This is a genomic window from Amycolatopsis sp. NPDC059235 (genome assembly GCF_042754125.1).
Lineage (GTDB): Bacteria > Actinomycetota > Actinomycetes > Mycobacteriales > Pseudonocardiaceae > Amycolatopsis > Amycolatopsis albidoflava.
In genome coordinates this window covers 58,664-83,639 of sequence record NZ_JBHZAG010000026.1, presented here as the reverse complement: position 1 = coordinate 83,639, position 24,976 = coordinate 58,664, and the positions used below count along the sequence as shown (strand labels likewise).

Annotated in this window: 21 protein-coding genes and 1 riboswitch; of the genes, 12 read left to right on the top strand and 9 right to left on the bottom strand. The window is 70.1% G+C overall.

The features are described from left to right. Nucleotides 1-126 precede the first annotated feature (126 nt). The 3 genes from ACFXI3_RS19310 to ACFXI3_RS19300 are packed head-to-tail and all read left to right on the top strand — an operon-like array spanning nt 127 to nt 3,094. Nucleotides 127-1,218, top strand: a complete 1,092-nt coding sequence (locus ACFXI3_RS19310) for an outer membrane lipoprotein carrier protein LolA (RefSeq protein ID WP_354740088.1) — start codon at nt 127-129, stop codon at nt 1,216-1,218. Continuing rightward, on the top strand, nt 1,215-2,219 hold the full coding sequence (locus ACFXI3_RS19305) for an ABC transporter ATP-binding protein (protein WP_378400915.1): 1,005 nt from the start codon (nt 1,215-1,217) through the stop codon (nt 2,217-2,219). The genes ACFXI3_RS19310 and ACFXI3_RS19305 overlap by 4 nt, the downstream gene beginning before the upstream one ends. Next, nucleotides 2,216-3,094, top strand: a complete 879-nt coding sequence (locus ACFXI3_RS19300; protein ID WP_378400913.1) for an ABC transporter permease — start codon at nt 2,216-2,218, stop codon at nt 3,092-3,094. Before ACFXI3_RS19305 ends, ACFXI3_RS19300 begins: the two co-directional genes overlap by 4 nt. Before the next feature lie 9 nt (nt 3,095-3,103). Here the strand turns inward: ACFXI3_RS19300 and ACFXI3_RS19295 are convergent, their stop codons facing one another. From ACFXI3_RS19295 to ACFXI3_RS19285, 3 genes are read right to left on the bottom strand one after another with little or no spacing between them, the layout of a single operon-like run. Beyond that, nucleotides 3,104-4,108 carry an ABC transporter ATP-binding protein gene (locus ACFXI3_RS19295; RefSeq protein ID WP_378400911.1) on the bottom strand — a complete coding sequence of 335 codons (1,005 nt, stop codon included), beginning with the start codon at nt 4,106-4,108 and terminating at the stop codon, nt 3,104-3,106. Next, nucleotides 4,108-5,745, bottom strand: coding sequence for an ABC transporter permease (locus ACFXI3_RS19290; RefSeq protein WP_378400909.1), 1,638 nt, complete (start codon nt 5,743-5,745; stop codon nt 4,108-4,110). Before ACFXI3_RS19290 ends, ACFXI3_RS19295 begins: the two co-directional genes overlap by 1 nt. Then, complete coding sequence (locus ACFXI3_RS19285; protein ID WP_378400937.1) at nt 5,721-6,788, bottom strand: thiamine ABC transporter substrate binding subunit; 1,068 nt, start codon at nt 6,786-6,788, stop codon at nt 5,721-5,723. Before ACFXI3_RS19285 ends, ACFXI3_RS19290 begins: the two co-directional genes overlap by 25 nt. 31 nt (nt 6,789-6,819) lie before the next feature. Then, a riboswitch (TPP riboswitch) is annotated at nt 6,820-6,931 on the bottom strand. Between the two features lie 24 nt (nt 6,932-6,955). Between ACFXI3_RS19285 and ACFXI3_RS19280 the strand changes: the two genes are divergently transcribed. Next, the gene (locus ACFXI3_RS19280; RefSeq protein WP_378400907.1) at nt 6,956-7,246 is read left to right on the top strand and encodes a 4a-hydroxytetrahydrobiopterin dehydratase; all 291 of its coding nucleotides are present in this window, start codon (nt 6,956-6,958) and stop codon (nt 7,244-7,246) included. Between the two features lie 426 nt (nt 7,247-7,672). Here the strand turns inward: ACFXI3_RS19280 and ACFXI3_RS19275 are convergent, their stop codons facing one another. Continuing rightward, nucleotides 7,673-8,650 (bottom strand): GlxA family transcriptional regulator, encoded by a 978-nt coding sequence (locus ACFXI3_RS19275; RefSeq protein WP_378400905.1) that lies wholly within the window; start codon nt 8,648-8,650, stop codon nt 7,673-7,675. Nucleotides 8,651-8,754: 104 nt separating this feature from the next. Here ACFXI3_RS19275 and ACFXI3_RS19270 point away from each other — a divergent pair, with 104 nt between their 5' ends. Then, a complete protein-coding gene (locus ACFXI3_RS19270) occupies nt 8,755-9,345 on the top strand; it encodes a cysteine hydrolase family protein (protein WP_378400903.1) in 591 nt (196 codons plus the stop codon). Between the two features lie 42 nt (nt 9,346-9,387). Here ACFXI3_RS19270 and ACFXI3_RS19265 read toward each other — a convergent pair whose 3' ends face one another. Beyond that, nucleotides 9,388-9,960 carry a hypothetical protein gene (locus ACFXI3_RS19265; RefSeq protein WP_378400901.1) on the bottom strand — a complete coding sequence of 191 codons (573 nt, stop codon included), beginning with the start codon at nt 9,958-9,960 and terminating at the stop codon, nt 9,388-9,390. A gap of 185 nt (nt 9,961-10,145) precedes the next feature. After that, the gene (gene ychF / locus ACFXI3_RS19260; RefSeq protein WP_378400899.1) at nt 10,146-11,228 is read right to left on the bottom strand and encodes a redox-regulated ATPase YchF; all 1,083 of its coding nucleotides are present in this window, start codon (nt 11,226-11,228) and stop codon (nt 10,146-10,148) included. A 114-nt stretch (nt 11,229-11,342) separates the two neighbouring features. Between ychF and ACFXI3_RS19255 the strand changes: the two genes are divergently transcribed. Beyond that, nucleotides 11,343-12,752, top strand: coding sequence for a DNA-3-methyladenine glycosylase 2 family protein (locus ACFXI3_RS19255; protein ID WP_378400897.1), 1,410 nt, complete (start codon nt 11,343-11,345; stop codon nt 12,750-12,752). Between the two features lie 14 nt (nt 12,753-12,766). Further along, nucleotides 12,767-13,270 (top strand): methylated-DNA--[protein]-cysteine S-methyltransferase, encoded by a 504-nt coding sequence (locus tag ACFXI3_RS19250; protein WP_378400895.1) that lies wholly within the window; start codon nt 12,767-12,769, stop codon nt 13,268-13,270. Between the two features lie 653 nt (nt 13,271-13,923). Here the strand turns inward: ACFXI3_RS19250 and ACFXI3_RS19245 are convergent. Together ACFXI3_RS19245 and ACFXI3_RS19240 are read right to left on the bottom strand one after the other, a co-directional pair. Further along, complete coding sequence (locus ACFXI3_RS19245; RefSeq protein WP_378400893.1) at nt 13,924-16,887, bottom strand: AAA family ATPase; 2,964 nt, start codon at nt 16,885-16,887, stop codon at nt 13,924-13,926. Next, nucleotides 16,884-18,038, bottom strand: a complete 1,155-nt coding sequence (locus tag ACFXI3_RS19240; protein ID WP_378400891.1) for an exonuclease SbcCD subunit D — start codon at nt 18,036-18,038, stop codon at nt 16,884-16,886. The genes ACFXI3_RS19245 and ACFXI3_RS19240 overlap by 4 nt, the downstream gene beginning before the upstream one ends. A 228-nt stretch (nt 18,039-18,266) precedes the next feature. On the opposite strand from ACFXI3_RS19240, the gene rmuC reads away from it, so the two are divergent. Together rmuC and ACFXI3_RS19230 are read left to right on the top strand one after the other, a co-directional pair. Beyond that, the gene (gene rmuC, locus ACFXI3_RS19235; protein ID WP_344286210.1) at nt 18,267-19,181 is read left to right on the top strand and encodes a DNA recombination protein RmuC; all 915 of its coding nucleotides are present in this window, start codon (nt 18,267-18,269) and stop codon (nt 19,179-19,181) included. Nucleotides 19,182-20,298: 1,117 nt separating this feature from the next. Next, nucleotides 20,299-21,189: a DUF6542 domain-containing protein gene (locus ACFXI3_RS19230; protein WP_378400889.1), complete on the top strand. Its 891-nt coding sequence runs from the start codon at nt 20,299-20,301 to the stop codon at nt 21,187-21,189. A gap of 313 nt (nt 21,190-21,502) precedes the next feature. Here ACFXI3_RS19230 and ACFXI3_RS19225 read toward each other — a convergent pair whose 3' ends face one another. Further along, nucleotides 21,503-22,513 carry a 4-hydroxy-3-methylbut-2-enyl diphosphate reductase gene (locus ACFXI3_RS19225; RefSeq protein ID WP_378400887.1) on the bottom strand — a complete coding sequence of 337 codons (1,011 nt, stop codon included), beginning with the start codon at nt 22,511-22,513 and terminating at the stop codon, nt 21,503-21,505. 150 nt (nt 22,514-22,663) lie between these two features. Here ACFXI3_RS19225 and ACFXI3_RS19220 point away from each other — a divergent pair, with 150 nt between their 5' ends. Genes ACFXI3_RS19220 through ACFXI3_RS19210 form a run of 3 tightly spaced genes read left to right on the top strand, consistent with a single transcriptional unit; the run spans nt 22,664 to nt 24,947 of the window. Further along, nucleotides 22,664-23,296, top strand: coding sequence for a lipid droplet-associated protein (locus tag ACFXI3_RS19220; RefSeq protein WP_344286207.1), 633 nt, complete (start codon nt 22,664-22,666; stop codon nt 23,294-23,296). Next, on the top strand, nt 23,293-24,558 hold the full coding sequence (gene xseA / locus ACFXI3_RS19215) for an exodeoxyribonuclease VII large subunit (protein WP_378400884.1): 1,266 nt from the start codon (nt 23,293-23,295) through the stop codon (nt 24,556-24,558). Before ACFXI3_RS19220 ends, xseA begins: the two co-directional genes overlap by 4 nt. Then, nucleotides 24,558-24,947: a hypothetical protein gene (locus tag ACFXI3_RS19210; protein WP_377873285.1), complete on the top strand. Its 390-nt coding sequence runs from the start codon at nt 24,558-24,560 to the stop codon at nt 24,945-24,947. Before xseA ends, ACFXI3_RS19210 begins: the two co-directional genes overlap by 1 nt. The last annotated feature ends 29 nt before the right edge of the window (nt 24,948-24,976 follow it).

Sequence of the window (24,976 nt, the reverse complement as noted above, 5' to 3'; positions counted from 1 at the left end):
CGCGCGTACTCTCAGTGCGATCTCAGCTAGCCGGGCCGAACATTCAGGGGTATCTCAGCCTCGGCGGGGGAACGTCTGCACCGGGAGCCGGGCCCACCAGAGCCCGGGAACACAGGGAGAGACGAGATGGATCCGAAGAAGAAGGCCATCACAGCGGCCGTCGTCGGCACCGCGCTCGGTGTCGGAGGACTGGTTGTCGTGGCGATGCCTGCCTCGGCGGGGGACGCGCCGAAGCTGCCACAGGTCAGCGCGGAGGACTTGGTCCAGTCGGTGGTCACCGCCAAGCCGGCGCCGTTCGACGGCACCGTGACGGTGAGCAACGACCTCGGCCTGCCGAAAATGGCGACCGGCGCGATCCCGGGGGCGGGCGCGCTGGGCGTCGACTCGGCGCAGGTGTTCAGCGACGGCGCCGGCAAGACGAAGGTGTCGCTCACCAAGGGGCAGGCGCAGGAGACGATCATCCACAACGGCAACACCGTGTGGGACTACGACTCCAAGACCAACAGCGCGACCAAGACCACCATCCCGGCGGAGGTCGCGACCAAGCAGCACAAGCCGGCCGAGGGCCAGGCCGCCGACCCGTCCACCGCGGCCAAGGAACTGCTCGCCAAGGTGCGCGAGAGCAGCAACGTCGCGGTCGACGGCACGGCGACGGTCGCCGACCGCCCGGCGTACGAACTGGTCCTCACGCCGAAGCCGACCGAGCGCACGCTGCTGCGCGAGATCCGCGTCGCGGTCGACTCGCAGACCCGGATGCCGCTGCGGCTTTCGGTGCTGAGCAACGGAACCACCGCCCCGGCGCTGGAGCTGGCGTTCAGCAAGATCGAGTTCGCCGACCAGTCCGCGGACCTGTTCGCCTTCACCCCGCCCAAGGGCGCGAAGGTGACCGAGAAGCAGGCCAAGATCGACGACCGCGACAAGGCGCTCGCGAACGAGGCCAAGCAGGCCACCAAGTTCGTCGGCGACGGCTGGGACACCGTCGTCACTGGCAAGGTGCCCGCGGACCTGATGAAGCCGAAGCAGGCCCAGGGCGACGAAAAGGGCGGCGCGGACGTGCAGAAGATGCTGAGCCGGTTCGCCAAGCGGGTCAACGGCCCGTGGGGCAGCGGCTACCTCTTCACCACGAAGGTGGGCGGCGCGGTCCTGACCGACGACGGCCGGTTCGCCGCAGGCGCGGTCCCGGAGCAGGTGCTCTACGAAGCGCTGGGCGCCAAGTGACCAGCATCGCGGTCGAAACCGGGGCGGGCATCTCGGACGAGGTGCCCGCCCCGGCGGTCCCGCTGGCCGCGCGCACCCGAGGGGTGCGCAAGGTCTACCGCAGCACGGTCGCGGTGGACCACGTGGACCTGGACGTGCCCGAGGGCGCCGTGCTCGGCATGCTCGGGCCCAACGGTTCGGGCAAGACGACCACGATCCGGATGCTGCTCGGGCTCGTCCGCCCGACCGCGGGCGAGGTCGAACTGCTCGGCCGGAAGATGCCGGAGGAATCCGCGCACGCGCTGCCGGACGTCGGCGCGCTGGTCGAGGGGCCGGGCTTCCACCCGTTCCTCTCCGGCCGCGACAACCTGTTGCGGTTCGCCGCCGCCGAACCCCGGCTGGCGTCGTCCGCGATCCCCGGCGCGGTCGACTCCGCACTGGACCGGGTCGGGCTGTCGGTCGCCGCGCGCCGCCGGTACAAGGGCTATTCGCTCGGCATGAAGCAGCGGCTCGGCTTGGCGAGCGCACTGCTGGTGCCGCGCCGGATGGTCGTGCTCGACGAACCCACCAACGGTCTGGATCCGGCGGGTACCAGGGAGATCCGCCGTATCATCGCCGATCTGCACTCCGACGGCGTGACCGTGGTGGTTTCCTCGCACCTGCTCGCCGAGGTCGAAGCGACCTGTACGCACGTGGCGGTGCTGCAGTCCGGCACGGTGGTCGCGCAGGGCGAGCTGTCGGACCTGCTGGAGTCGGGGAACGCCGCGCTGCTGGTGCGCACCCCGGACGCCGAGCAGGCGGTGGAAACGTTGCGGGAGAACCGAATCGGGGCTCGGCTGACGCCGGACGGCGTCCGCGTCGACCTCACCGCGACGCCCTCGCCGAGGGTGCTGCAGGTGCTCGTGCAAGCCGGCGTCGAGGTGCACGAGGCGACCCGGGCGCGGACCGGGCTGGAGGACCTGTTCGCGCGGCTGACCGAAGGGGAATCGGCTACCGGCGACGAAGCTGAGGGGGAAGCATGACTACCGCTGCGGTCGCGGTGCCGGTGAGCCGGACCGGGCACGACACGGTGCCGTTGCTCCGGCTGATCGCCGCGGAGCTGCGCTGGATTTTCCACCGGCCGCGCACGCTCGCCGTGCTGGGTCTGCTGGCGCTGGTGCCGATCGTGATCGGGATCGGCCTCACGTTCGTCGGCCAGAACACCGGGGGCAACGCGCCGGACGACAGCGGCGGCGCGCTGCTGGTGTCGGCGGTGAACAACGCGTTCGTGCTGCCGATCGCCGCGATGGTCATGACGCTCACGCTGCTGCTGCCGCTCGCCTCCGCGATGGCGGGCGCGGACGCGATCGCCGGCGAGGCCGCGCACGGCACGCTGCGCGGCTGGCTCATCGCACCGGTGAGCCGCGGGCGGCTGCTGACGGTCAAGGCGTTCGGCGTCGCGACCGTGTCCGTGGTCGCGGTGCTCGCGATGTGCGTGACCGGCGTGGCCACCGGGTTGATCATCAACGGCACGGATTCGCTGTTCACGCTGTCGGGCACCACGTTGTCGCTCGGCGAGGCGCTGCTGCGGATCCTGCTCGTCGGCGGCTGGATCGTGCTGCAGCTGTGGGCGGTCGGCGCGATCGCGCTGGCGGTGTCGAGCTTTACCGAGCACCCGATGCTCGTGGTCGCCTCGGTGCTGGCGATGAACATCGTCTTCACGATTCTCGGCTTCCTCAGCTCGCTGAAGGCGGTGCACCCGTTCCTGCTCACGCAGAACTGGACACTCGCCCCGGCCTCGGCCCTGCAGGATCCGATGACGCTGTCGATGATGGGCGAAGGCTCGGTCCGCGCGGCCTGCTACATCGTGGTGGGGCTGTCGATCGCCTACGGACGCCTCGTCACCCGAGACGGCTGACCTGGGGGTTCAGCCCACTACGGCGATCCCGTCCGGATCCGGCTGGAGCCGGACGGGGTCGCCTGCCCGGTAGTCCGCCCCGGCCGGGGCGATCGCGTCCACAGTGGACTCTCCGCACCGGACGACCAGTCGCAGATGCTCGCGCCGGTGCACCGCGGCGGTTACTTCGCCGGGCACGCCCTCGGCAGCGACTTTCAGGCCGTGCGGGCGCAATCCGAGCCTGACCGGACCGTCGTCCACGCCCAGCTCAACGGTGCCCAGCTCGGTCCGCACCACGCCGTCGGCCGCGGTGCCGTCCAGGAACGTCGTGACGCCAAGGAATCGCGCCACCTTCTCGTCCACCGGCTTGTTCCACACCGACCGGACCGCGCCCTCCTGCCGGATTTCCCCGGCGTCGAGCACCGCCACGCGATCGGCGAGCGTGAACGCTTCCTCCTGGTCGTGCGTCACCAGCAGCGCGGTGATCTTGCTGCGCCGCAACAGATCCGCCAGATCGATCGCCAGCTGCTCGCGGAGTCCAGCGTCCAATCCGGACAGCGGCTCGTCCAGCAGCAGCAAACGCGGTTCCGGGGCCAGCGCACGAGCCAACGCGACGCGCTGCGCCTGTCCCCCGGACAGCTCAGTCACCCGTCGCCGTTCGTAGCCTTCCAGGCCGACCAGCTTCAGCAGCTCCTCGACACGCGCCGCGTGCCGTTCGCGAGGCACGCCGTGCATCCGCAGGCCGAACGCGATGTTCGCGGCGACGTCGCGGTGCGGAAACAGCTGTCCGTCCTGGAACACCAGACCGAATTCGCGCTTGTGCACCGGCACCGCGGCGAGATCAGTGCCGTCCCAGGAAACCGAACCGGACGACACCGGCTCCAGCCCGGTGATCGCGCGCAGCAACGTCGACTTGCCCGAACCGGACGGGCCCAGCAACGCGAGCACCTCGCCGTCGGCGATGTCCAGCTTCGCGTCGCGGACCGCGGCGAACGATCCATAGTGGACAGTCAAATCCCGTACCGTGAGCGCCATCAGAACTCCCCGACTGTGCTGGCGCCGCGGACCGAGCCGAACCGGTCGATCAGCGCCACCGCCACCACAGTCACCACCATGAGCAGGGCGCACGCGGCGTACGCCATTTGGTTGTTCAACTCCCCCGGCCTGCTGATCAGCGTCGCGACGGCCACCGGGAGCGTCGGCGCGTCCGGCCGGGCGAGGAAGCTGGTCGCGCCGAACTCGCCGAGCGCGACGACGTACCCGAAGCCCGCCGCGGCCACCACCGACCGCGCGACCAGCGGAAAGTCGATCTCCCGCCACACCCGCGCCGGGCTCGCGCCGAGCGTCGCGGCGGCCTGGCGCAGCCGGACGTCCACCGCGCGCAGCACCGGCAGGATCATCCGCACCACCAGCGGCATGATCACCAGCGCTTGAGCGAACGGCACGAGCAGCGGCGACGTGCGGAGGTCGCCGGGCAACGCGTCGAGCGTCACGAGATAACCGAAGCCGACGGTCACCGCGGACACGCCCAACGGCAGCATCAACGCGACGTCCATGGTCTCGCCCATCCCGCGCGCGAGCCCTCCCGGCGAACGGCGGAGCGCCACCAGCACCACACTCGCGATCAGACCGACAGCCATCGCCAGCAGCGTCGCATCAGTGGCCGCGGCGAGCGAGTTCTGCGCCGCGATCCAGCCGGACACCTGCAGCGCGCCGTTCTGCCCCAAGGTGTTCAGCGCGCGGTATCCGGCGAGGCTCCATCCGTCTGAAGTGGACACCGACTCAAGGAGCAACGAGACAATCGGCGTCAGCAACAGGCCGAGCACCACGACCGCGGCACCGACCGTCCACCACTCCCCGCCTCGGGGCCGGCGCGCGGTGACCTGAGCGGACCGCAGCTTCACCGCGTTCTCCCGCTTCCGACGCGCCATCGCCCCCAGCACCAGCGCAGCGACGACGGCCGCGAACTGGATCAACGACAACGCAGCCGCACCGGAGAGGTCGAGCAGGTCGACTGTCCGGAGGTAAATCTCGGTCTCGAGCGTCCGGTAGCTACCGCCGCCGAGGATCAGCACCACACCGAAGCTGGTGGCGCAGAACAGAAACACCACTGCGGCAGCCGACGCGATGGCCGGGCCGAGCGCGGGCAACGTCACCGACCGGAACGCCCGCCACGGCGAGGCACCGAGCGCCCGCGCGGCCTCGGTCGCTCGCGGATCGAGATGCGCCCACAGCCCGGCGACCGTGCGCGCGACGACCGCGACGTTGAAGAAGGCGTTGGCCAGCACCAGCGGCAGCACGCCGCCGTCCGGCCAGATCGCCCGGAAAGCCAGCCCGACGACAACCGTCGGCAGCACGAACGGAACCAGCACGATCGTCCGCGCCAATCCGACGCCGGGCAGCCGGACACGCGCGAGCAGGTACGCCACCGGCAGCCCGGCGAGCACCGCGACCACCGTCGACGCGGCCGCGCTGGCCAGCGTGAACCCTGCGAGCCGCCACGTCTGCGGGTCGCCGAGCACAGTGTCGACGCCGCCCGCGGAAAACCCCCGGCCCACGATCGCGACGACCGGCCAGGCGAAGAACACCACCAGGAACGCGACCGGCAGCAAGCCGAGCAGCGTGAGCCCGATGGTGCGCGCGGGGATCACGCGCCCATGAGCGAGCGCCATTCCCCGATCCACTTCTCCCGGCCAGCCTGCACCTTGTCCGCGGGCATGGTGGCCGGCGTCTGCGGCTGCGGCGCCGCGGTGGCCCAGCCCGCGGGCAGTTCGACGCCCTGGCGCGCGGGGTAGACGTACATGTTGGCCGCGACCGTCGTCTGGAACTGCTGCGACAGCAGGAAGTCGACGACCTTCTGGGCCTGCGGGATCTGCTTGCCGTTGGTGAGCACGCCCGCGTACTCGACCTGGCGGAAGCAGGTGTCGAGCAGCGCCTTGGTGCGCGGCTTGCCGTCCTCGCCGACCTCAGCGGCCGGCGACGAGGCGTAGGACACGACGATCGGCCGCGGGCCCTTGCCCGACGAGCCGGAGAAGTCCTTGGTGTAGGCCTCCTCCCAGCCGCTGACCGTCTTGAGGCCGTTGTCCTTCAGCTTCTGCCAGTAGCCCTTCCAGCCGTCCTCGCCGTACTTCGCGACCGTGCCGAGCAGGAAGGCCAGCCCCGGCGACGCGGTGGCCGGGCTCTCGGCGACGGTGAGGTCCTTGTACTTGGGGTCGGCGAGGTCGTCGTACGTCTTCGGCTCTGGGAGGCCCTTGCTCGCGAAGTAGGCCGGGTCGATGTTGACGCAGACGTCGCCGAGGTCGACCGCCGCTAGCCGGTGCTGCGGGTCGACGGAGTAACGCTGCGGGCCGCGGTCGGCCTCCGGGCTGGTGTAGGGCTGGAAGACGCCCTCGCTGAGAGCGCGCGAGGCGAAGGTGTTGTCGACGCCGTACGCGACGTCGCCGATCGGGCTGCCCTTGGTGAGCACGAGCTTGTTCGTGAGCGCGCCGGCGTCGCCGGACTTGAGGATCTTGAGCTTGATCCCGGACTGGCGCTGGAAGGCGTCGAGCACGTCCTGCGGGGCGGCGAACGAATCGTGCGTGACCAGCGTGACGGTCGGCGTCTGCTGGTCAGAGCTCGCGGACGACCCGCCGGAGTCGCCGCTGGAGAGCGAGCAGGCGCTGGCGAGCACCGAGACTCCTGCGAGGCAGGCCACCGTGCGGACGGTCCGCGACATCATTCTTCCCCTCCTGCACTGCGCCGGATGAGGGAGAGCGATACGGCCTCCCTACGCCGGCATGATCCGGATCCAGGTGCGAACGGTCGCGGGTGCGAGGCCCGCCTCTCAGCCCGGCGTACCGGACTCCCGTGGCAATGCCGCAGCGTAGCCGACACCATGGAGTGATGACTCAGCTATTGAACGACTCGGCAGTGGAGCAGGCCCTCGGCACCGTCCCGAAGTGGCAGCGCGAGGACGACAACATCGTGCGGACCGCCGAACTCCCGTCCTTCCCGGCGGCGATCGAGGTGGTGGACCGGGTGGCCGTGCTCGCCGAGGAGGCCGACCACCATCCCGACATCGACATCCGCTGGCGCACGCTGACCTTCCGCCTCAGCACCCACTACCTGGGCGGCCTGACCGAACGCGATTTCGCACTCGCCAAGCAGATCGACGAGGTGCTGGCGGCCCGCTGACCAGGTGTGACGTCCGCAACCCTGGCATAACGACCGGCCCCCTCGCGCGTCTCCCGGACAGACGCGACGGAAGGAGCCGGGATGGTCCAGGCACTCGTGGTAGGGATGGGTTCGTTCGGCCTGATGGTGGCCGCCGCGGGCGGGGTGCTGTGGCACACCGCGCGCAATCGCCGTGACCTTGATCACAAGCGGTAACAGTGAGCTAGATCAAGGCGCTATCCCAGCGGTAATCATCGGCACTCGCCCCGCTAGGACCCGCCATGAACAGCACCTCCGTCCAGCTCACCGCCGCACAGCGCACGTGGGTCGCGGTGTTTTCGACCGCTGTCGTCCTGTTGTCGATGGTGGTGCTCGGCCTGCTCGGCTGAGCACCCGCATCCCGGTCGGCCCTTCGGGGCCTGTTCCGGCTGGGGAAATGTTCTGCCGCTAACTGATCCGGAACCGCTCCCGGTACTCGTTGGGCGTCGTATTCAAGGTCCGCCGAAAAGACCGGTTCAGCGTAGAAACCGTACCGAATCCGCAAGCCCCGGCGATCCGTGACAGCGTTTCGTCAGTCGTCTCCAGCCGATGCCGCGCCGCCTCGACTCGCGCGTGCTCGACGTACGCGGCGGGCGTCATCCCCAATTCTGCCTTGAACACTCGGGTGATCTGCCGGTCCGTCACGTGGGCATGCGCGGCGAGGTCAGAGACCGTCAGCGGATCCGCCAGATGCGCGGCGATGTGCTGCCGCAACTCATCCACGCGCCGAGTCGCGGACGCGGGTTCCAACGACACGCTGAACTGGCTCTGCCCACCCGGCCGCCGCAAGAACATCACCAGCTGCCGAGCTACCCGCGAGGCCAGCTCCGGACCGAAATCGTCGGCCACCAGCGCGAGTGCGAGATCGAGGCAAGCACTCAACCCCGCCCCGGTCCACACGCTGCCGTCGCGAATAAAGATCGGATCCGCGTCGACGGTCACTTCCGGATGCTCCGCGGCCAGCTGCCGAGCGGTCGACCAGTGCGTGGTGGCGCGTTTGCCGTCGAGCAGCCCCGCCGCCGCGAGGATGTGCGCTCCGACGCAGACTGACGCGACCCGGCGCGTCTGCCCCGCCAGCCGGCGCACCTCCTCGACCACTGCCGGGTCGCAGCGCGCGACGATCTCCCCGTTCTCCCCGGCCGTCACCGCCCCCGGCACGATCAGGGTGTCGATCGCCTTCCCGGACAACTCCGCGAACGTCACGTCGGGCAAAACACGCACCCCGGCCGAGGTGGTCACCGGGTCCGTCGTCCTCGCCGCGAGCACCACCCGGTAGCCCGTCGGCTGGTCCATTTCCCGCTGCAGCAAGGAAAACACCTCAGCGGGCCCGGTCACGTCGAGCAGGTCGATCCGATCGAACAGGACGACGACCGGCAGTCTCTTCATCGCATCCTCTCATGTCGGTTTCTGCGTCTTGCATGTCATTGCCGACATCCGCTGCCGAGTCTAGCGTCGATCGTGCGAACCAGAAACGAGAGGAAACCCCCACCATGGCAAGGAAAACGCTGCGGGAGCTGAACGGTCTCGACCAGACCCCGGCGACGCTGGCCGACGCGACGCTGATCCTGGTCGACTACCAGAACACCTACACCCGCGGCGTGATGGAACTGGACGGCTGGCGTCCGGCGCTGACCGCGGCTCAAGACTTGCTCGCCAAGGCGCGTGCCGCCGGAACGACCGTGATCCACGTAATCAACGACGGTGGCGAGGGCACGCCCTACGACATCCGCGCCGAGATCGGCAGCATCCATCCGGACGTCGCCCCGATCGACGGCGAGACGGTCGTCGTCAAGGGCGCGCCGAATTCATTCGTGAACACGAACCTGGGCTCGCGGGTCGACGAAGCCGGGCACAAGAACGTGGTGATCGCCGGATTCATGACCAACATGTGCGTCACGTTCACCACCGAGGGAGCCTTCCTCCGCGGCAACCTTCCGACCGTCGTCGCCAACGCCTGCGCTACTCGGCCGTTGCTGGCTCCGGCTGGGGAGGTTAGTGCTGAGCAGCTGCATAACGGCGCTCTGGCGACCATCGGGGATCTTTACGGTGTGGTGGTGGCTGGCGTCGCCGAGCTGAACTGACTTTCGATCTCGGCCTCGGCAGGACCGCCATCCTGCCGAGGCTCAGAAGTCGATGAACCCGGCGACGACCTCGCGCACAATTCCGTCGGCACCCGGCGTGCCGTAGAAGTAGACCGACCCGTATCCCCAGAGATATTCGTCGATGACGTCCTCGAGTTCGCCCTCTACTGGCCAGCCCTCTTCGTTGACCTGAAAGAGAAACTGATGCCCGTCGGCGCGCACGGCGTCGGCGTAGCCGGGTTCGTTTTGGATCAGCACCGGTTCGTCCGCGATCCGGATCAGCGCGATCGAGTCCTCCGTGTCAGGCATCTCGACGAGCGCCGCCGAGCGAAGCCCCGGCCATCCCAACTCGGCTCGTTCTCCGCGGGGCGAGGGCGCGTGCACCAGCGCACGCATCGCCAGGTCCGGGTATTCGAGGTCGCTGTCGCCGATGTCGAATCCGTTGCGCAGCAGCACCGAAACCTCGCTGTCGGGCGCCCACGGAGCCGCGGGGACAGTCAGCAGATAGCGATGCGTCTCGAGAAGCGGATGCGCCTCGATCACAACCGGCGGCGCACCGCCGAGGCGTCCCCCGTCCTCGCGATCCGGCAAGGACGGGGTGAAGAGCACGGGCATAGCTGGATCATACGAACTCGGTCCGACAAAACGGCCTGCCGCAGCACTCCTTGGCCGCAGCCCCGGTCAGAAATCGGGATGCGCCAACCGGATCGCGTTTCCCGCGACAGATCTTCACCGTGCTCCAACCTCCCCGGCGATCCGGCAAAGACCGGCCGGGGAAGCAGTATCGCGCGCGAAGCCGGTCAGACGTTGAAGCGGAACTCCACGACGTCGCCGTCCGCCATCACGTAGTCCTTGCCCTCCATGCGGACCTTGCCCGCCGAGCGCGCGGCGGCCATCGAGCCCGCCTCGACGAGGTCCGCGAACGACACGATCTCCGCCTTGATGAAGCCGCGCTCGAAGTCCGTGTGGATGACGCCGGCGGCCTGCGGGGCGGTCGCGCCCTGCGGGATCGTCCAGGCGCGGGATTCCTTCGGGCCGGCCGTGAGGTAGGTCTGCAGGCCGAGCGTGTGGAAGCCCGCGCGGGCGAGCGCGTTCAGGCCCGGCTCCAGCTGGCCGACGGACTCCAGCAGCTCGCGCACGGACTCCTCGTCGTCCAGCTCCAGCAGTTCGGCCTCGACCTTCGCGTCGAGGAACACCGCGTCCGCCGGGGCGACGAGCTTCGCCAGCTCCTCGCGGCGCGCGTCGTCGGTGAGCACGGCCTCGTCAGCGTTGAAGACGTACAGGAACGGCTTCGTGGTGAGCAGGCTCAGCTCGCGCAGCGCCTCGCCGTCGATGTCCTTCTGCGCCTGGAACAGCGTGCGTCCGGCGTCGAGGATTTCCTTGGCCTTCTGGGCGTTTTCGAGCGCCGGCCGCGCTTCCTTCTTGGTGCGTGCCTCTTTCTCCAGCCGGGGCAGCGCCTTCTCGAGCGTCTGCAGGTCGGCGAGGATCAGCTCGGTGTTGATCGTCTCGATGTCGGACATCGGGTCGATCCGGCCGTCGACGTGCACCACGTCCGGGTCGTCGAACACGCGGATGACCTGGCAGATCGCGTTGGCCTCGCGGATGTTCGCGAGGAACTTGTTGCCGAGCCCCGCGCCCTCGGACGCGCCCTTCACGATGCCCGCGATGTCCACAAAGGACACCACGGCGGGCACGGTCTTCTCCGACGAGAAGATCTCGGCCAGCTGGTCCAGCCGCGGGTCCGGCAGCGGCACGACGCCGACGTTGGGCTCGATCGTGGCGAACGGGTAGTTCGCGGCGAGCACGTCGTTGCGCGTCAGCGCGTTGAACAGGGTGGACTTGCCGACGTTGGGCAGGCCGACGATACCGAGGGTGAGACTCACGGCCGGTAAGTCTACGTGCTGGGCGAAGACCCCCGCCGACCCGGTGAGCGCGGCCGCAACGTCGTGTCGGTTTTCCGCCAGTCAGGGCTCTCACCTGCTGGCATCATCGACGGCATGGCTACCTCGACCGTCCCGATCTGGCGCGACACCGAGCGCTGCTACCGCGCGGTGACCGCCCGCGACCAGCGGTTCGATGGCCAGTTCATCATGGCTGTGCGCACGACGGGCATCTACTGCCGCCCGTCCTGCCCGGCGCTCACGCCGAAGGCGCAGAACGTCCGCTTCTACCCCACGTCGGCGGCCGCGCAGGCCGGTGGTTTCCGCGCGTGCCGCCGCTGTCTGCCGGATGCCGTCCCAGGTTCGCCGGACTGGAACGTGCGCGCCGACCTGGCCGCCCGCGCGATGCGGCTGATCTCGGACGGCCTGGTCGAGCGAGAGGGCGTGCCCGGGTTGGCCCGTCAGCTCGGCTACTCGGAACGCCAGCTCGGCCGCGTGTTGACGGCTGAGCTTGGCGCGGGCCCGATCCGCCTCGCCCGAGCACACCGCGCCCACTCGGCGCGGTTGCTGATCGAGATGTCGCAACTGCCGCTGACCGACGTCGCGTTCGCCGCCGGATTCTCCAGCATCCGGCAGTTCAACGAGACGATCCGCGAAGTGTTCGCGACGACTCCGTCGCAGCTCCGAGCAGCTTCGCTCCGCCGCGGAAACCGCAACGAACCCAGCGGCGCGACGCGGCTCAGCCTTCGCCTGCCGTTCCGCGCCCCGTTCGACGCCGCTGGCGTGCTGAACTATCACGCCTCCCGGGCGTTGCCGGGCATCGAAGCCGTCTCCGAGGACGGCTACGGCCGCACCCTCCGCCTGCCGCACGGCCCGGCGTCGGTGTGGGTCAGCCCGCGCGCTGGCTACGTGCAGTGCGACCTGGCACTTTCGGACCTGCGCGACCTGAGCAGCGCCGTCAGCCGAGTACGCCGGCTGCTGGACCTGGACGCGGACCCGGAAGCCGTCACCCGCGTGTTGTCCGCCGACGACGCCCTGGCCCCGCTGGTCACCGCCACCCCCGGCATCCGCGTGCCAGGCGCCGTCGACGGTCCGGAGGTCCTGCTCCGCGCCCTGCTGGGCGAGGACGTGGCCGACGTTGTCCGGCTCGGCGAGCCAGTCCCGCCCGCTGACCCGCCCATGGACACCCTGACGACCCTCTTCCCGACCCCGGCCGTCATCGCATCGGCCGACGTGAAGCCGCTGGTCACGAAGGTCGCCGCCGCGATCGTCGCCGGTGAGCTGGACCTCCACGTGGGCCGGGACCCCGACGAACTGCGCGCGGAGATGCTCGCGCTCGGCGTCGATCCGGCCACCGCTGACTACGTCGTGATGCGCCTGCTCGGCGCCCCCGACATCCTGCTGGCCGCAGACCCAGCCGTCCGCCACAACGCGGCCGCGCTGGGCATCGACCTGGCGACGTCCGCGCGCGGCTGGCAGCCGTGGAGTTCGTACGCCAGCCGCTATCTCAGCTCCCGAACCGTTTGATGGAGACTTTTCCCGTGCACACCGCCTTCTGGTCCACTTTGGACACCAAGATCGGCCCGTTCACCGCCGTGGTGGCAGGCGACGGAGCCGTACTGGCCTCCGGCTGGACGGGTGACGTCGCCGAACTGACGCCGCTCGTCTCGCCGTCCCTGGCCCCGGCGACCCTGACCGAACGCCGCGACCTGGGCCCCGTGACGACCGCGATCCGCCGCTACCACGGCGGCGACCTGGACGCCGTCGCCGACATCGAGGTGCGGCAGCGCTCAGGCCCGTTCCGGGAGCACGCGTGGGAGATGCTGCGCAAAGTCCCGGCAGGCAGCCCGGTGAGCTACGCGGAGTACGCCACCCTCTCGGGAAACCCCTCCGCAGTCCGCGCGGCAGCAACCGCCTGCGCCCGCAACGCGGCGGCGCTGTTCGTGCCCTGCCACCGGGTGGTGCGGACCGGCGGTGCGATCGGCAACTTCCGCTGGGGAGTGAACGCCAAGCGGTGGCTTCTGCACCACGAGGAGTCCGCCTGACGGCTCGGCTGAGGTGGTGGGACTGCGCCGGGTTGGCCGGACGCGACCGGGTTAGCCAGGCTGCGCGGACTTCGCCGGACACAACCGAGTCGGCCAAACCGGGCCGGGCCGGGCCGGGCCGGGCTGGGCAAGGCCGGGCCAGGCTGAGCCGGGCTGGGCAAGGCCGGGCAGGGCTGAGCCGGGCTGGGCAAGGCCGGGCCGGGCCGGGCCAAGCCGAGCCAGGCCAGGCGGGGCCAAGCCGAGCCAGGCCAAGCCGAGCCGAGCCGAGCCGAGCCGAGCCGAGCCAGGCCAGGCGGGGCCGGGCTGAGTCGAACGAAGCCAGGCCGGGACAGGCCGGGCCGGGGTCGCCGAATGAGGGCTGCTCCAGCTCCTCCAACAATGGTCGGCCCGCCACCGCGGCAGCCAGCCCAGCGGCGCACTCACCCGCACCGGCTAGCCGCAGCTCGCCACGGGTCGGCATGCCGCCTCGCAACCATCCCGCCGCGTCCACCGCTGCCAGCGCGCCACCCCACGGGTCCACGTCGGTCTTCCGCGCCCCGCCAGCCCACCGTCTCGCCCACATCAGGCCAACGCGCCCCGCCAGCCCGCCGCCTCGCCCGCATCGGGTCAATGCGTCCGGCAGCGACTCGACCCGACCGTCGCTCTGGGCTTCATCAAGCCATCTGCAACTCCACTCTCGACCCGGTGCGGGACTTCCGCACCCGCAACCGCGTGGGGATGCGCTGGCGGAGTTCCTCGACGTGCGACACCAGGCCCACCACGCGGCCGCCGGCGCGGAGTTCGTCGAGGATGTTCATCACCACGTCCAGCGTTTCAGCGTCCAGGGTGCCGAAACCCTCGTCCACGAAGAGGGTGTCGAGCAGCGCACCACCGGTTTCGCCCGCCACCACGTCAGCGAGGCCCAACGCCAGCGAGAGCGACGCGAGGAACGATTCGCCGCCCGACAACGTCTTCGCTGGGCGCACCGTGCCGGAGTAGTCGTCCAGCACGTCGAGACCCAGGCCGCCCCTCGTGCCGCGTGCGCCGGCCGCGTCCGAGTGCACGAAGGAGTAGCGGCCCTGGCTCATCGTTCGCAATCGCGCGGTCGCCGCGAGCGCGACCTCTTCCAGCCGGGCAGCCAGAACGTACGAGCGCAACGACATCTTCCGCGCGTTCTGCCCTCGCCCATTGACCACTTCGGACAGCGCCCGAAGTTCGGCCTGTTCCTCCTCCAACGGCCGCAGCTCCGACAGCGTAGTGCCAAGCCGCCCGGCCAGCTTCACCAGTTCGCGGTGTTGCGCCGAAACCGCTTGCTGCGCGGCGAAAGCGGTGTCTGCGCGCGCACGCGTCTCCTTTGCCCGCTCGGCCAACGGCGCGACCTCGACCGCATCGTCCGGCGAGATCCCGAACAGTTCCGGTTGCGCGAGCATCTCCCGCGCAGCGGCGGCCATCGCTTCCGCCTCAGCGAGGCCCTGTTCGAGCTTGGTGACCTGCTCGTCGCTGCGGACGGCCGCGCGCATTTCCTCAAGGGTGGAGAACCCCTTGGCATGCAACGAGATCTCCACCAGATCCCGCTGTTCCGCGAGCCGGGACTCCGCTCCGGACACCGCGGTGTGCGCCTCAGCTGTCAAGTCGAGTGCTCCGGCAAACGTGAGCAGGTGCTGCCGTCGGGCGGGGACGTCCGGGAATTCTCCCCTGCCCGCGATCAGGCGCTGTTCGCGTTCGGCCATCCGCTCGGCCAAGGCCCGGATCTCGCCGTTCGCCTCGGTGACCGTCTGCTCGGCGAGACGACGCTGTTCCGTCAGTTGCTCGGCACCGCGTTCCAGCTCGGCTACCTTCCCGGTCAGCTGGTCTTTGCGCTGCGCCTTTCCAGCGAGTTCCGTGACGACCGCCCGGGCTTCGGTCAGCGCGGTCGCGATCTCCTCCGCGGCGCGTCCGTCCAATCGTTCCCGCAAGGAGACGACCCGCGCCTTGGCTTCCTCCAACGCGGACACCACTCGCTGACGCAATGCCGACGCCTTCTGTTCGGCGTCTTCGGCTGCGCGTTCTTCGGCCGCGTCAACCAGCGGCGCGTCGTGGTTCGCCGGTGCCGGATGCTCGGCCGACCCGCACACCGGACACGCCGTTCCATCGGCCAAGCCAGCAGCCAACTCAGCTGCCATGCCGTCGAGACGCCGTTCGCGGAGATCGAGCCGACGTTGCCGAGCCGCCTGATGCTCGTCGACCACTTCGCGCAGTTTCGCTTCGCCACGCGCGACCTTGGCTTCCGCTGGCGGCAACTCCTCGGCCGCACGAGTGAGCGCCGTCAGCTCGTCGACGCGGGACTTGGCACCGTCCAGCTTCGCCGCCGCTTCTCCAGCCGCCGTCGCTTCGGTCCGCGCAGCGGCGAGGAGACCGGGCAGCTTGTCCAGCCGCTCCGCAAGCCCAGCAACCTGCTCGGCAGCTTTCTTCGCGACTTTCTGCCGCTCCGCACGGCGTTGTTCGTCGCTCTTCTGCTGGGTCGCTTCCGCGGCCAACTCGGCGAGAGCACCCGCCTCCTCGCGAACGGAGCCAGCGCGCTCGCGAAGGTCGGCGACGGCAAGCCCGACCGCGTCGAAACCGAGCTCGGCGAGGTCTCGGATCCGGTCTGCCACCAGCACTTGCGCGTCGCCGAGTTCGGACGTGCGCCGCTCCATCAACTCGGCTTCAGGCACCACCGCGGCAGCGCGCCGGGCCGCCGCGATCTCTTCCATCCACTCGGCACGTTCAGTCGCCTGCTCGGCGATCTGCGTCAGCCGGGTGTGCGCGGTGCGGACGCGGCGGATCTTGTCCGCGTCCTCTTCCGCCTCGCGCAGCACGACGTCAGCGGACTTCGCCGCCGAACGTGCTTGCACTGCTTCGGTTTCCGCTGCCTCGGCCCGGGCAGCGATCTCGGTCAGGACAGCCTCGACCCACTCCGGCTGTCCTTCCTCCGGCGGTTCCTGCTGCGCTTCCTGCGCGTAGCGAGCGAGCAGTTCGCGGACCTCCTGCTGTCGCTTTTCCAGCGCACGGCCACGTTCCGCGCGAAGGTCCGCGAACCAGCGTTCGACGTCGGAGAACCGCTCGGTGCCGAAAAGCCGTTCCAGCAGCTTCTCGCGTTCCGTGGTGTCGCTGCGGAGGAATTTCGCGAATTCTCCTTGCGGCAGCAGCACCACCTGGAAGAACTGCGCCGCCGTCATTCCCAGCAGCCGCTCGACAGTGCGCGCCACCTCGTCGATGCGGATGCTTCCGTCCGGCGGCAGCCCGGCAGGCGGTTCGCCGACCCAGGTCAGCGAGACCCGGGCCTGCTGCGTGGTGAATCCGTCGCCGCGTTTCTTCGGCCGCTGGTACTCCGGGCCGCGCACGATCCGCAGCCGCTGACCCTGCACGGTCAGCTCCAGCACGACCTCGGTCTGCCGATCGGGTTCGGCGAGATCGCACCGCAATCGCTTGACGTCGCCGCGCGCGCCGGGAACCACGCCGAACAACGCGAACGCGATCGCGTCGAGCAGCGTGGTTTTGCCCGCGCCGGTGTCGCCGTGGAGAAGGAACAGACCGTCGGCGCCGAGGGCGTCGAAGTCCACCACCTCTCGACCCGCGTAGGGGCCGAAGGCTTCCACCTCCAGCAGATGCAGTCTCACAGCTTCGCCACCGCCGCCCGGTTCGCCGCTTCGAGCGCCAAGTGCACCAGCCGCTCCTCGCGTTCGGTCGGCGGAGCGCCGCGGCAGTCGTCGAGGAAACTGCGCGCAATCTCGATGTCGCTGCGCCCGCGTACCGCCTCGGCGTACTTCAGTTCGGTGCCGGCGGCCCCGCCGTCTGGCCGCCAATCCATGTGCACCGCATAGGGAAAGCGGTCCTGCAGCAACCGCATCGCATCGATCGGACGGACTCGATCAGTGACGGTGACCGAGAGGAAATGCTCGCGCCATTGCTCGTGCTCCGGGTTCTCGAGCAAAGCGGCGAGTTCGCCGGAGAGGGTCGCGAGCGGACGCGGCACGGGCAGCTCGTGCCGGCGGACCTCGGCCAGGCCGTTGGCGTCGAGATCCACGAACCACACCGATTTCCGTTGCCGCGCTTCGGAAAACGAGTACGCCAGCGGACTTCCGGAGTACCGGAGGTGTTCCGCGAGCGTCTGCGGACCGTGCAAGTGGCCGAGCGCGACATAGTCCACGCCGTCGAACACCGAGCCGGGAACCTGCTCGACGCCGCCGACCGCGATGGTGCGTTCCGATTCGCTGGCCTCGCCGCCGGTGACGAAAGCGTGTGCCAGCACCAGGGATCGCGTCCCCGGACGACCGGCCAAATCATCGCGCACCCGCCGCATCGCCTCGCCGAGCACGCCGGTGTGGCCGCGCGCCTCCGGCACGCCCAAGGCGTGCCGCGACGGCTCGGGTTCGAGATACGGGATGCCGTAGAACGCGACCGCGCCGTGTTCGTCGTGCAGCACAACGGGTTCCGCGATGCCTTCGACCGTCGCGCGGACGTGCAGCCCGCCCGCCGCCGCGAATTCGGCGAACGCGCCGAGCCGCGCGGCCGAATCGTGGTTGCCGGGCGTGATCACGAGTTCCGCGCCGGCCCGGCGGATGCGGGTCATCGCGGCCGTGGCGACGCGGACAGCTTCGGCGGACGGCACCGCTCGGTCGTAGATGTCACCGGCCACCACCACGACGTCGACCGACTCGCGGTCGACGAGTTCGGCGATGTGCGTGAGGGCGGCCTCCTGTTCGGTAAGCAGATCGGCGCCGTGGAACGTGCGGCCGATGTGCCAATCAGAGGTATGGAGGACTCTCACGGCGACCACGTTAGGAGCAGACACCGACGAAATCCCGCAGGCACGCCGATGCCCCACTCGAACGTGTGTACGAAGCCGATCAGGTCCGCGGGGACACGCCCAGCACCGAATCTGCAAAGTCGCAGGTCAGCTACACAGCGCGACCGTGCGTGCCGGTTTTTGTCGGTGGGGTCCGCCATGATGTCTCGCGTCCGGACACCCGACGGACCCGACGGAAAGGAGGACCGGGTGGAGACGGTGATCACCACTGCGGCCATCGTGCTCGCGCTGCTCCTGTGCGTCGCGGTCGTCGTGCTTTGGCGGCTGTACAACGACGGAATGCGCCGGGCCGACGCAGCCGCACGGCTCGTGGCGGCGGAGCGCGCGAAAGGCGACCAGCAGCAACTCGCGCTGCGCCGGTACGAGGTGGCGTTCGCGTCGATCCACGGCCGCGGCGAACTCGGCGAACAGGTGCTCGTGGAGACCGCGCGCGCACTCGGACTGCGGGAGGGACTGCACTTCACCCTGCAGACCGATCTGGGCGGCGGCGGAAGCGCGAAGCCTGACCTGGTGCTGAATGTCGGCGGCGGCCGGGCGGTGCCGGTCGACGCGAAGGCGAGCATGGCGATCTGGGCGGAGGCGGTCGAGACCGACGATCCGGAAGAACGACTCGACGCGCTGCGCGTCCACGTCCGGCAGTTGCGCTCCCGCGCGGCGGAGCTGGCGGGCAAGGGCTACCAGCGCTGGGCGGACGCGATCTACGGCACCGTCATGTTCGTCCCGTCCGACGCGGCCGTGGTCGCCGCTCTCGACACCGATCCCGAACTGCTGCGCTGGCTGATCGACCGCCGCGTATTCCTGTGCGGCCCCACGGGATTCGGGGTGCTCGCGTCGGCGGCGCTGTTCGCCGCGAGCGACCGGGCGCTCGTCGAGGACGTCGAGCAAGTGCGCGCGGGCGCCGCCGCCGCACATCGGGCCGCGGGCAATGCGGTCGAAGCGCTGAATCTGTCCACGACGCACCTTCAGCGCTTTGTCTCGGCCCGCCGCCGGGAACTCGAGGCGCTGGAGTCGTTCCGCGCGACGGTCGCGCCGCTCACCGACGCGTCGGGCAGTCCGGCACCGGTGCCGCAGCTTCGGAAGGGAGACGAGGTGGCAGCTGGTTGAGGTCGCGGCGCGATGGCCGCGGGCTCGACAGTCGCGATCGGACGGTCGTCGGCATGCTCTCGCGGGACTGGGTCCGGCAGCCTTGGTTGAGGACGCCAGGGCGGCTGGCTGAGACGCGCGGAACACGGGCTGGGGCTTGAAGGCTCGTGGTGCTGTTGGGCGAGACGAGGTTTTGGCTAGCGGTCTGGCGGCATCTTGGCTAGCGGCCCGGCGGCTCGGCCTCAGGCGAGCGGTCCGGCAGTCCGGCGGCTCGGCTTTAGGCAGGCGGTCTGGCGGCTCGGCTGTAAGCGGGCGGTCCGGCGGAACGAGCCTTGGCCGCGCTCCGGTGGGGCGACCCTCGGCAGCGCTCCGGCGGGGTGCCTCTCGGCCGCGCTCGGGTGCGGTACCCCTCGGCCGCGCGGGTTCGACGGCGCGATCCGGCGGAATGAGCCTGCGTGCGAGGCCCGCTGAGCGTCACGAGGCACGCCCCGCTCGGGCGTTGCCGTGAGCGCGGTAGCCATCGCGGTGGCACGGGAGGCGTCCGCAGTCAGCCAGGTCGCCATCCCGGTGACCGGCGATCCGTGAACACGCGTCTCCAGTTGAGGCGATGGTTTGGTCCGCGGGGTCATGGCCCGCCACGGTCGAACGGCTTGCCGCGGCTCCCGGCCAGACGCTGCGACGCGCGCGGACGGGCAGGGCAACGGAGTCCGGATTGCCCAGAACGAACGGCGAAGTCCAGGTTGGACACTGCCGTCGCGGCGAGCGAAAGGGCAGGGTTCCGACGTCGCGCGGGCAGGATCCGGATGCTCAGGCGGTTCGCGGGAACGTCAATTCCCGGTCAAGTTCCAGAACGGCGAATGTTCCGGAACGGAACCGGCGACGCCGCCGTCGCGGCCGTCGGGCGGTGGCATAGCCTGGGGCCAGCGCAGGGCCGGGAACGGGCAGTCAGACCATACCGTCGGTATCACCGCTGGTCAGAGGTCTGGTCCACTGGTTCCCCGTCCGGCGGAGCGGGGCGGACAGGCCGTACCGCGAGTACCGCTCGACCGTACGAAATGTCATGCGGTCGAGTGGCTGCTTCGTGCTGTCCTCGGCAGTGCCAACAAGATCGTGACAAGTACGGGCTACGGTGTGCCTCGTGACCGCGATACGCGATCGCCAGAGCGATCCCGATGCCGATGACGCCCCCGTGCCGTGGGACGAGCGTCTCGTCGTCGGCACGAGGCGCGGCCTGCCCTGGTGGGCGGCTGTGCTCGTGGGCTTCGGCTTGGCAGTGCTCGGCGCCATCATCGACGAGAAGTCCACCGGCAGCCTCGGTTTTGTTTTCAAGGCGGCCTACTTCCTCGGGGCCGTGATCGCGGTCGGCGCGGTGCAAAGACGCGGGCTGTTCGGTCCGATGGTGCAGCCGCCGCTGGTGCTCGCCGTCACCGTGCCGGGCGTGGTGCTGCTGACCGGCGGCGGCCCGGAGGCCAGCGACACTCTGTCGAAGCTGCTCAACATCGGCACGCCGCTGATCAAGGGCTTCCCGACGATGGCGGTCACCACCGGCGTCACGTTGCTGTTCGGCTTCTTCCGGATCTATCGCGAACGCGACCCGGACGCGCCCGTCAAGATCAAAGACGGCAAGCTGCCGCGCACCCGGGACGAGGACGACGACAAAGCCGCGAACCGTCCGCGCTCGCGGCCGCCGGCCGGGCGCACCGGGCAGACGCCGCCTCCGGGCAACCGTCGCCGGCCGCCGCGCGATCTCGATGCTCCGCCGCCGCGACGCCCCCGTCCGCCGGCCGACCCGGGGGCCCGCCCTCGGCGCGAGCCGATGGACCCGAACGCTCCGCGCGGTGGCCGCAAGCCGCCGCCAGAGGGCCGTCGTCCCCGGCCGCCGGAAGGGGATCCGCGCCGTCGTGATCCGCGGGGCGACGCACCGCCGCCGCGTCGTCGGCCGCGCGGGGACGAACCGCCGCCCGGGCGTCCGCGTCCGCCTCGCCGGGAACCGCCGCGCCGCCAGCGTCCTTGGGACGACGAGGGCTGACCCAGCGCGGATTACTCGCGTCAGGCACAGCCGCGGTCAGACAGCACAGGCAAACGACAAAGGCCGCCGATCCCTTAACCGGGATCGGCGGCCTTTTCGTTGTGGCGCAAAGAAATCTCTGGCCTCAGGTCGGCAGCTGCACGGGTCCTGACGGTTTCTCGGCCACAGCAGCCGGGCTTTCGCACAGCCCCTCGACCACAGCAGCCAGGCTCCGTCACGACTTCCCGGCACAGCGGCCAGATTCCCGGCACCGCACCAAACCCTCAGCCGCAGCAGACCCCGACAAAAGGCAAGCAGCCAGCCCCAAAGCCCGTCAGGACTCCGACTTAACAGCCTTCCGAAGCTCCTTGGGCAACGCGAACGCGATCTTCTCGTTGGCCGTGGTCACCTCGTCCACCTGCCCGTACCCGCGCTCGGCCAGCCACTTCAGCAGGTCCATCACCAGCACGTCCGGCACCGAGGCCCCCGACGTGACGCCGACCGTCGACACGCCCTCCAGCCACGATTCGTCGACCTCCGACGCGAAGTCGATCAGGTGCGAAGCCGACGCGCCAGCCTTCAGCGCAACCTCCACCAGTCGCTTCGAGTTCGACGAGTTCTTCGAGCCGACGACCAGCACCAGGTCGCACTCCGGGGCCATCGCCTTGACCGCGACCTGGCGGTTGGTGGTGGCGTAACAGATGTCGTCGCTGGGCGGGTCGGCCAAGGTCGGGAAGCGGTCGCGCAACTGGTCGACGCGTTCCATCGTCTCGTCCACCGACAGCGTGGTCTGGGACAGCCAGATCACCTTCGACGGGTCGCGCACGTCCACCTTGTCGACGTCCTCGGGCTTGTCGACCAGCTGCACCTTGTCCGGCGCCTCGCCTGCCGTGCCCTCGACCTCCTCGTGGCCCTCGTGGCCGATCAGCAGGATGTCGTAGTCGTCCTTGGCGAACCGGTTGACCTCTTTGTGCACCTTGGTGACCAGCGGGCAGGTCGCGTCGATGGTGCGCAGATTCCGTTCCTCGGCCTCGGCGTGCACCGCGGGCGAGACGCCGTGCGCGGAGAACACCACGAGCGCGCCCTCGGGCACCTCGGACGTCTCCTCGACGAAAATCACGCCGCGCTCGCGCAGGGTCTCGACGACGTGCCGGTTGTGCACGATTTCCTTGCGCACGTACACCGGCGGCCCGTACAGCTCGAGCGCCTTCTCGACGGCGACGACCGCGCGGTCAACGCCGGCGCAGTACCCGCGCGGCTTCGCGAGCAGCACGCGTTTGGCGGCGCCGGACCGGGAGATCGTCGGGGTACCGGCGGGTTCGGTTCCGGGACTCGCTGAAGTCATGCCTCCAGGGTACGGGCAGTGCCGATCCGGGGTTGAAGTCCTCGTTCGGATGATGGCGGCGGCCATTCAGGCTGTGCCGGGCGTCACGTCCGGCGCCCCTGGCCACCCGTTCGGTTGGGCAGGACGGCCCTGATACGGCACGCTGGACCCATGAAGCCACTCCCGCTCCCCCTCCGGGTCGCCGCGGGCCTCGCCGTCACCACCGCCGAGCGGGTTCGTGAGCTCCCGAAGCAGCTCACCGGCCTGCCGGTCACCGTCGTGAGCCAGGTGCTGCAGCTGTCCATGCGCGTCCAGCAGCAGGTCACCGAGCTGGCCATCAAAGGCGACGACGCGCTGTCGATGCTGCGTCCCGTCGAGGACACGCCCAGCTGGGCCACGTTCGACGAGGACGCCGAGCCCGAATTCGCCCCGTCCCGGCCCACGCTCGTGCCGGTCGACGACCTGCCCGAGCCGCGCACCAACGGCCACCGCACGCCGCCGCCGGACCTCGCCGCGGAAAACATCGACGACCCGTGGGTCGAGGAGACCCGCGCGCTCGCCGAGGAGCATTCCGACGGCGAGAACGACAGCTCCGGCCCGGCCGGCCTGGGCAATTACGACGAGCTGACGCTGCCGCAGCTGCGCGCTCGGCTGCGCCGGCTGACCGTGCCCCAGCTGGAAGAACTGCTGGAGTACGAGAAGGCCAACGCCGACCGCGCGTCGTTCGTCGGCATGCTCGCACGGCGGATCGGCAACGCCCGCAAGGCCGAGGAACAGCCGGGCGACCCCGCGGAAGGCCAGTGAGCAACGACCCCGCGACCAGCGCGGAGAACCCCTGGCCGGTCCGCACCGTCGCGCGCAAGATCGGCGACTGGGTCCACCGGCTCGGCGACGTCTGGGTCGAAGGCCAGGTCACGCAGATGAACGCGCGACCCGGCACGCAGACCGCGTTCCTGACCCTGCGCGACCCGTCCGCCGACGTCTCGATGTCCGTCACCTGTCCGATGTGGCTGGTGCGCGAACTGCCGACGCCGCTGCGCGAAGGCGACCGAGTGGTCATCCACGCGAAGCCGTCGTTCTTCTTCGGCCGCGGCACGCTGAGCCTGCGCGCGGACCAGATCCGCGCGGTCGGCATCGGCGAACTGCTCGCGCGGATCGAACGGCTGCGCAAGCTGCTGGCCGCCGAAGGCATGTTCGCCCGCGAACGGAAACGGCCGATTCCCTTTCTGCCCAAGGAAATCGGGCTGATCACCGGACGCGCGTCGGCGGCCGAGCGAGACGTGCTGGCCAACGCGCAGGCACGCTGGCCGCACGTGTTGTTCAAGGTGCTGAACACCGCTGTGCAGGGTACGCAAGCGGTTCCGCAAATCCTCCGTGCACTGTCCATTTTGGACAAAGACCCGGACGTCGACGTGATCGTCATCGCCCGCGGCGGCGGCAGCGTCGAGGATCTGCTGCCGTTCTCCGACGAAGCGCTGTGCCGGGCGGTCGCGGCCGCGGGCACGCCAATCGTCAGCGCCATCGGCCACGAGCCGGACACTCCCCTGCTCGACCACGTCGCCGACCTGCGCTGTTCCACCCCGACCGACGCGAGCAAGCGCATCGTGCCGGACGTCCGCGAGGAGACCGCGCGGGTGCGGCAGATGCGCGACCGCGGCCGTCGCGCGCTGCACGGCTGGGTCGACCGGGAGACGCGGCTGCTGACCCAGCTGCGCAGCCGTCCGTCGCTGGCGGATCCGCTGGGTCCGATCGAGCGCCGCCTCAGCGACGTCGAGATGCACCGCGAACGCGGCCGTCGCGCGATGCTCGGCCTGCTCGCCAAGGACCAAGCCGAGGTCGCGAACGCGCGGGGCAAGCTGGCCGCGCTCGGCCCGGCGGCCACGATGGCGCGTGGCTACGCCGTCGTCCAGTTCACTGATTCCGCAGGCAACCTCCACGTGCTCCGCTCCGTCTCCCAGATCGAGGACGGAGCGCAGCTGCGCGTACGGGTCGCCGACGGGGCGGTCCGGGCGGTGGCCGAATCCGTCGAGCCGACGACACCCGTACCGGAAGGAGACCGGCCGTGATGCACCGGGCCCCGGCGTTCCTCCCGCTCACGGTGGACGCCGCCGCCCGGCTCAACGCCGGTCTCCTGCTGAGGCAGGCCCTGGTCACCGACCGAGCCGCCGACGAATGCTGGACCGCCCTGCTCGCCGGCTGCGGCACCGCCGCCCGGCGCGGGCTGGCTCCGCAGCTCAGACGACTGTCCGAGGCGACGTCCGAGCACGTCGGCGTGCGGTGGTGGTTCGCCGAGGGAACCGGCCACCGGCGCCGGGTGGCGAGCGCACAGGAAAACCTCGAGGACGCCATCGCGGACGGTGACGGGCAGGAGTTCGCGCTGGCGTTCGTCGGGTACGACCACGCGATGGCCAGCGCGGTGGTCGCTTGCCCGCAACGGGCCCGGCTGCCTCGTTAGCGAGGGCTTTAGCCAGGCTCTGCGGCTCA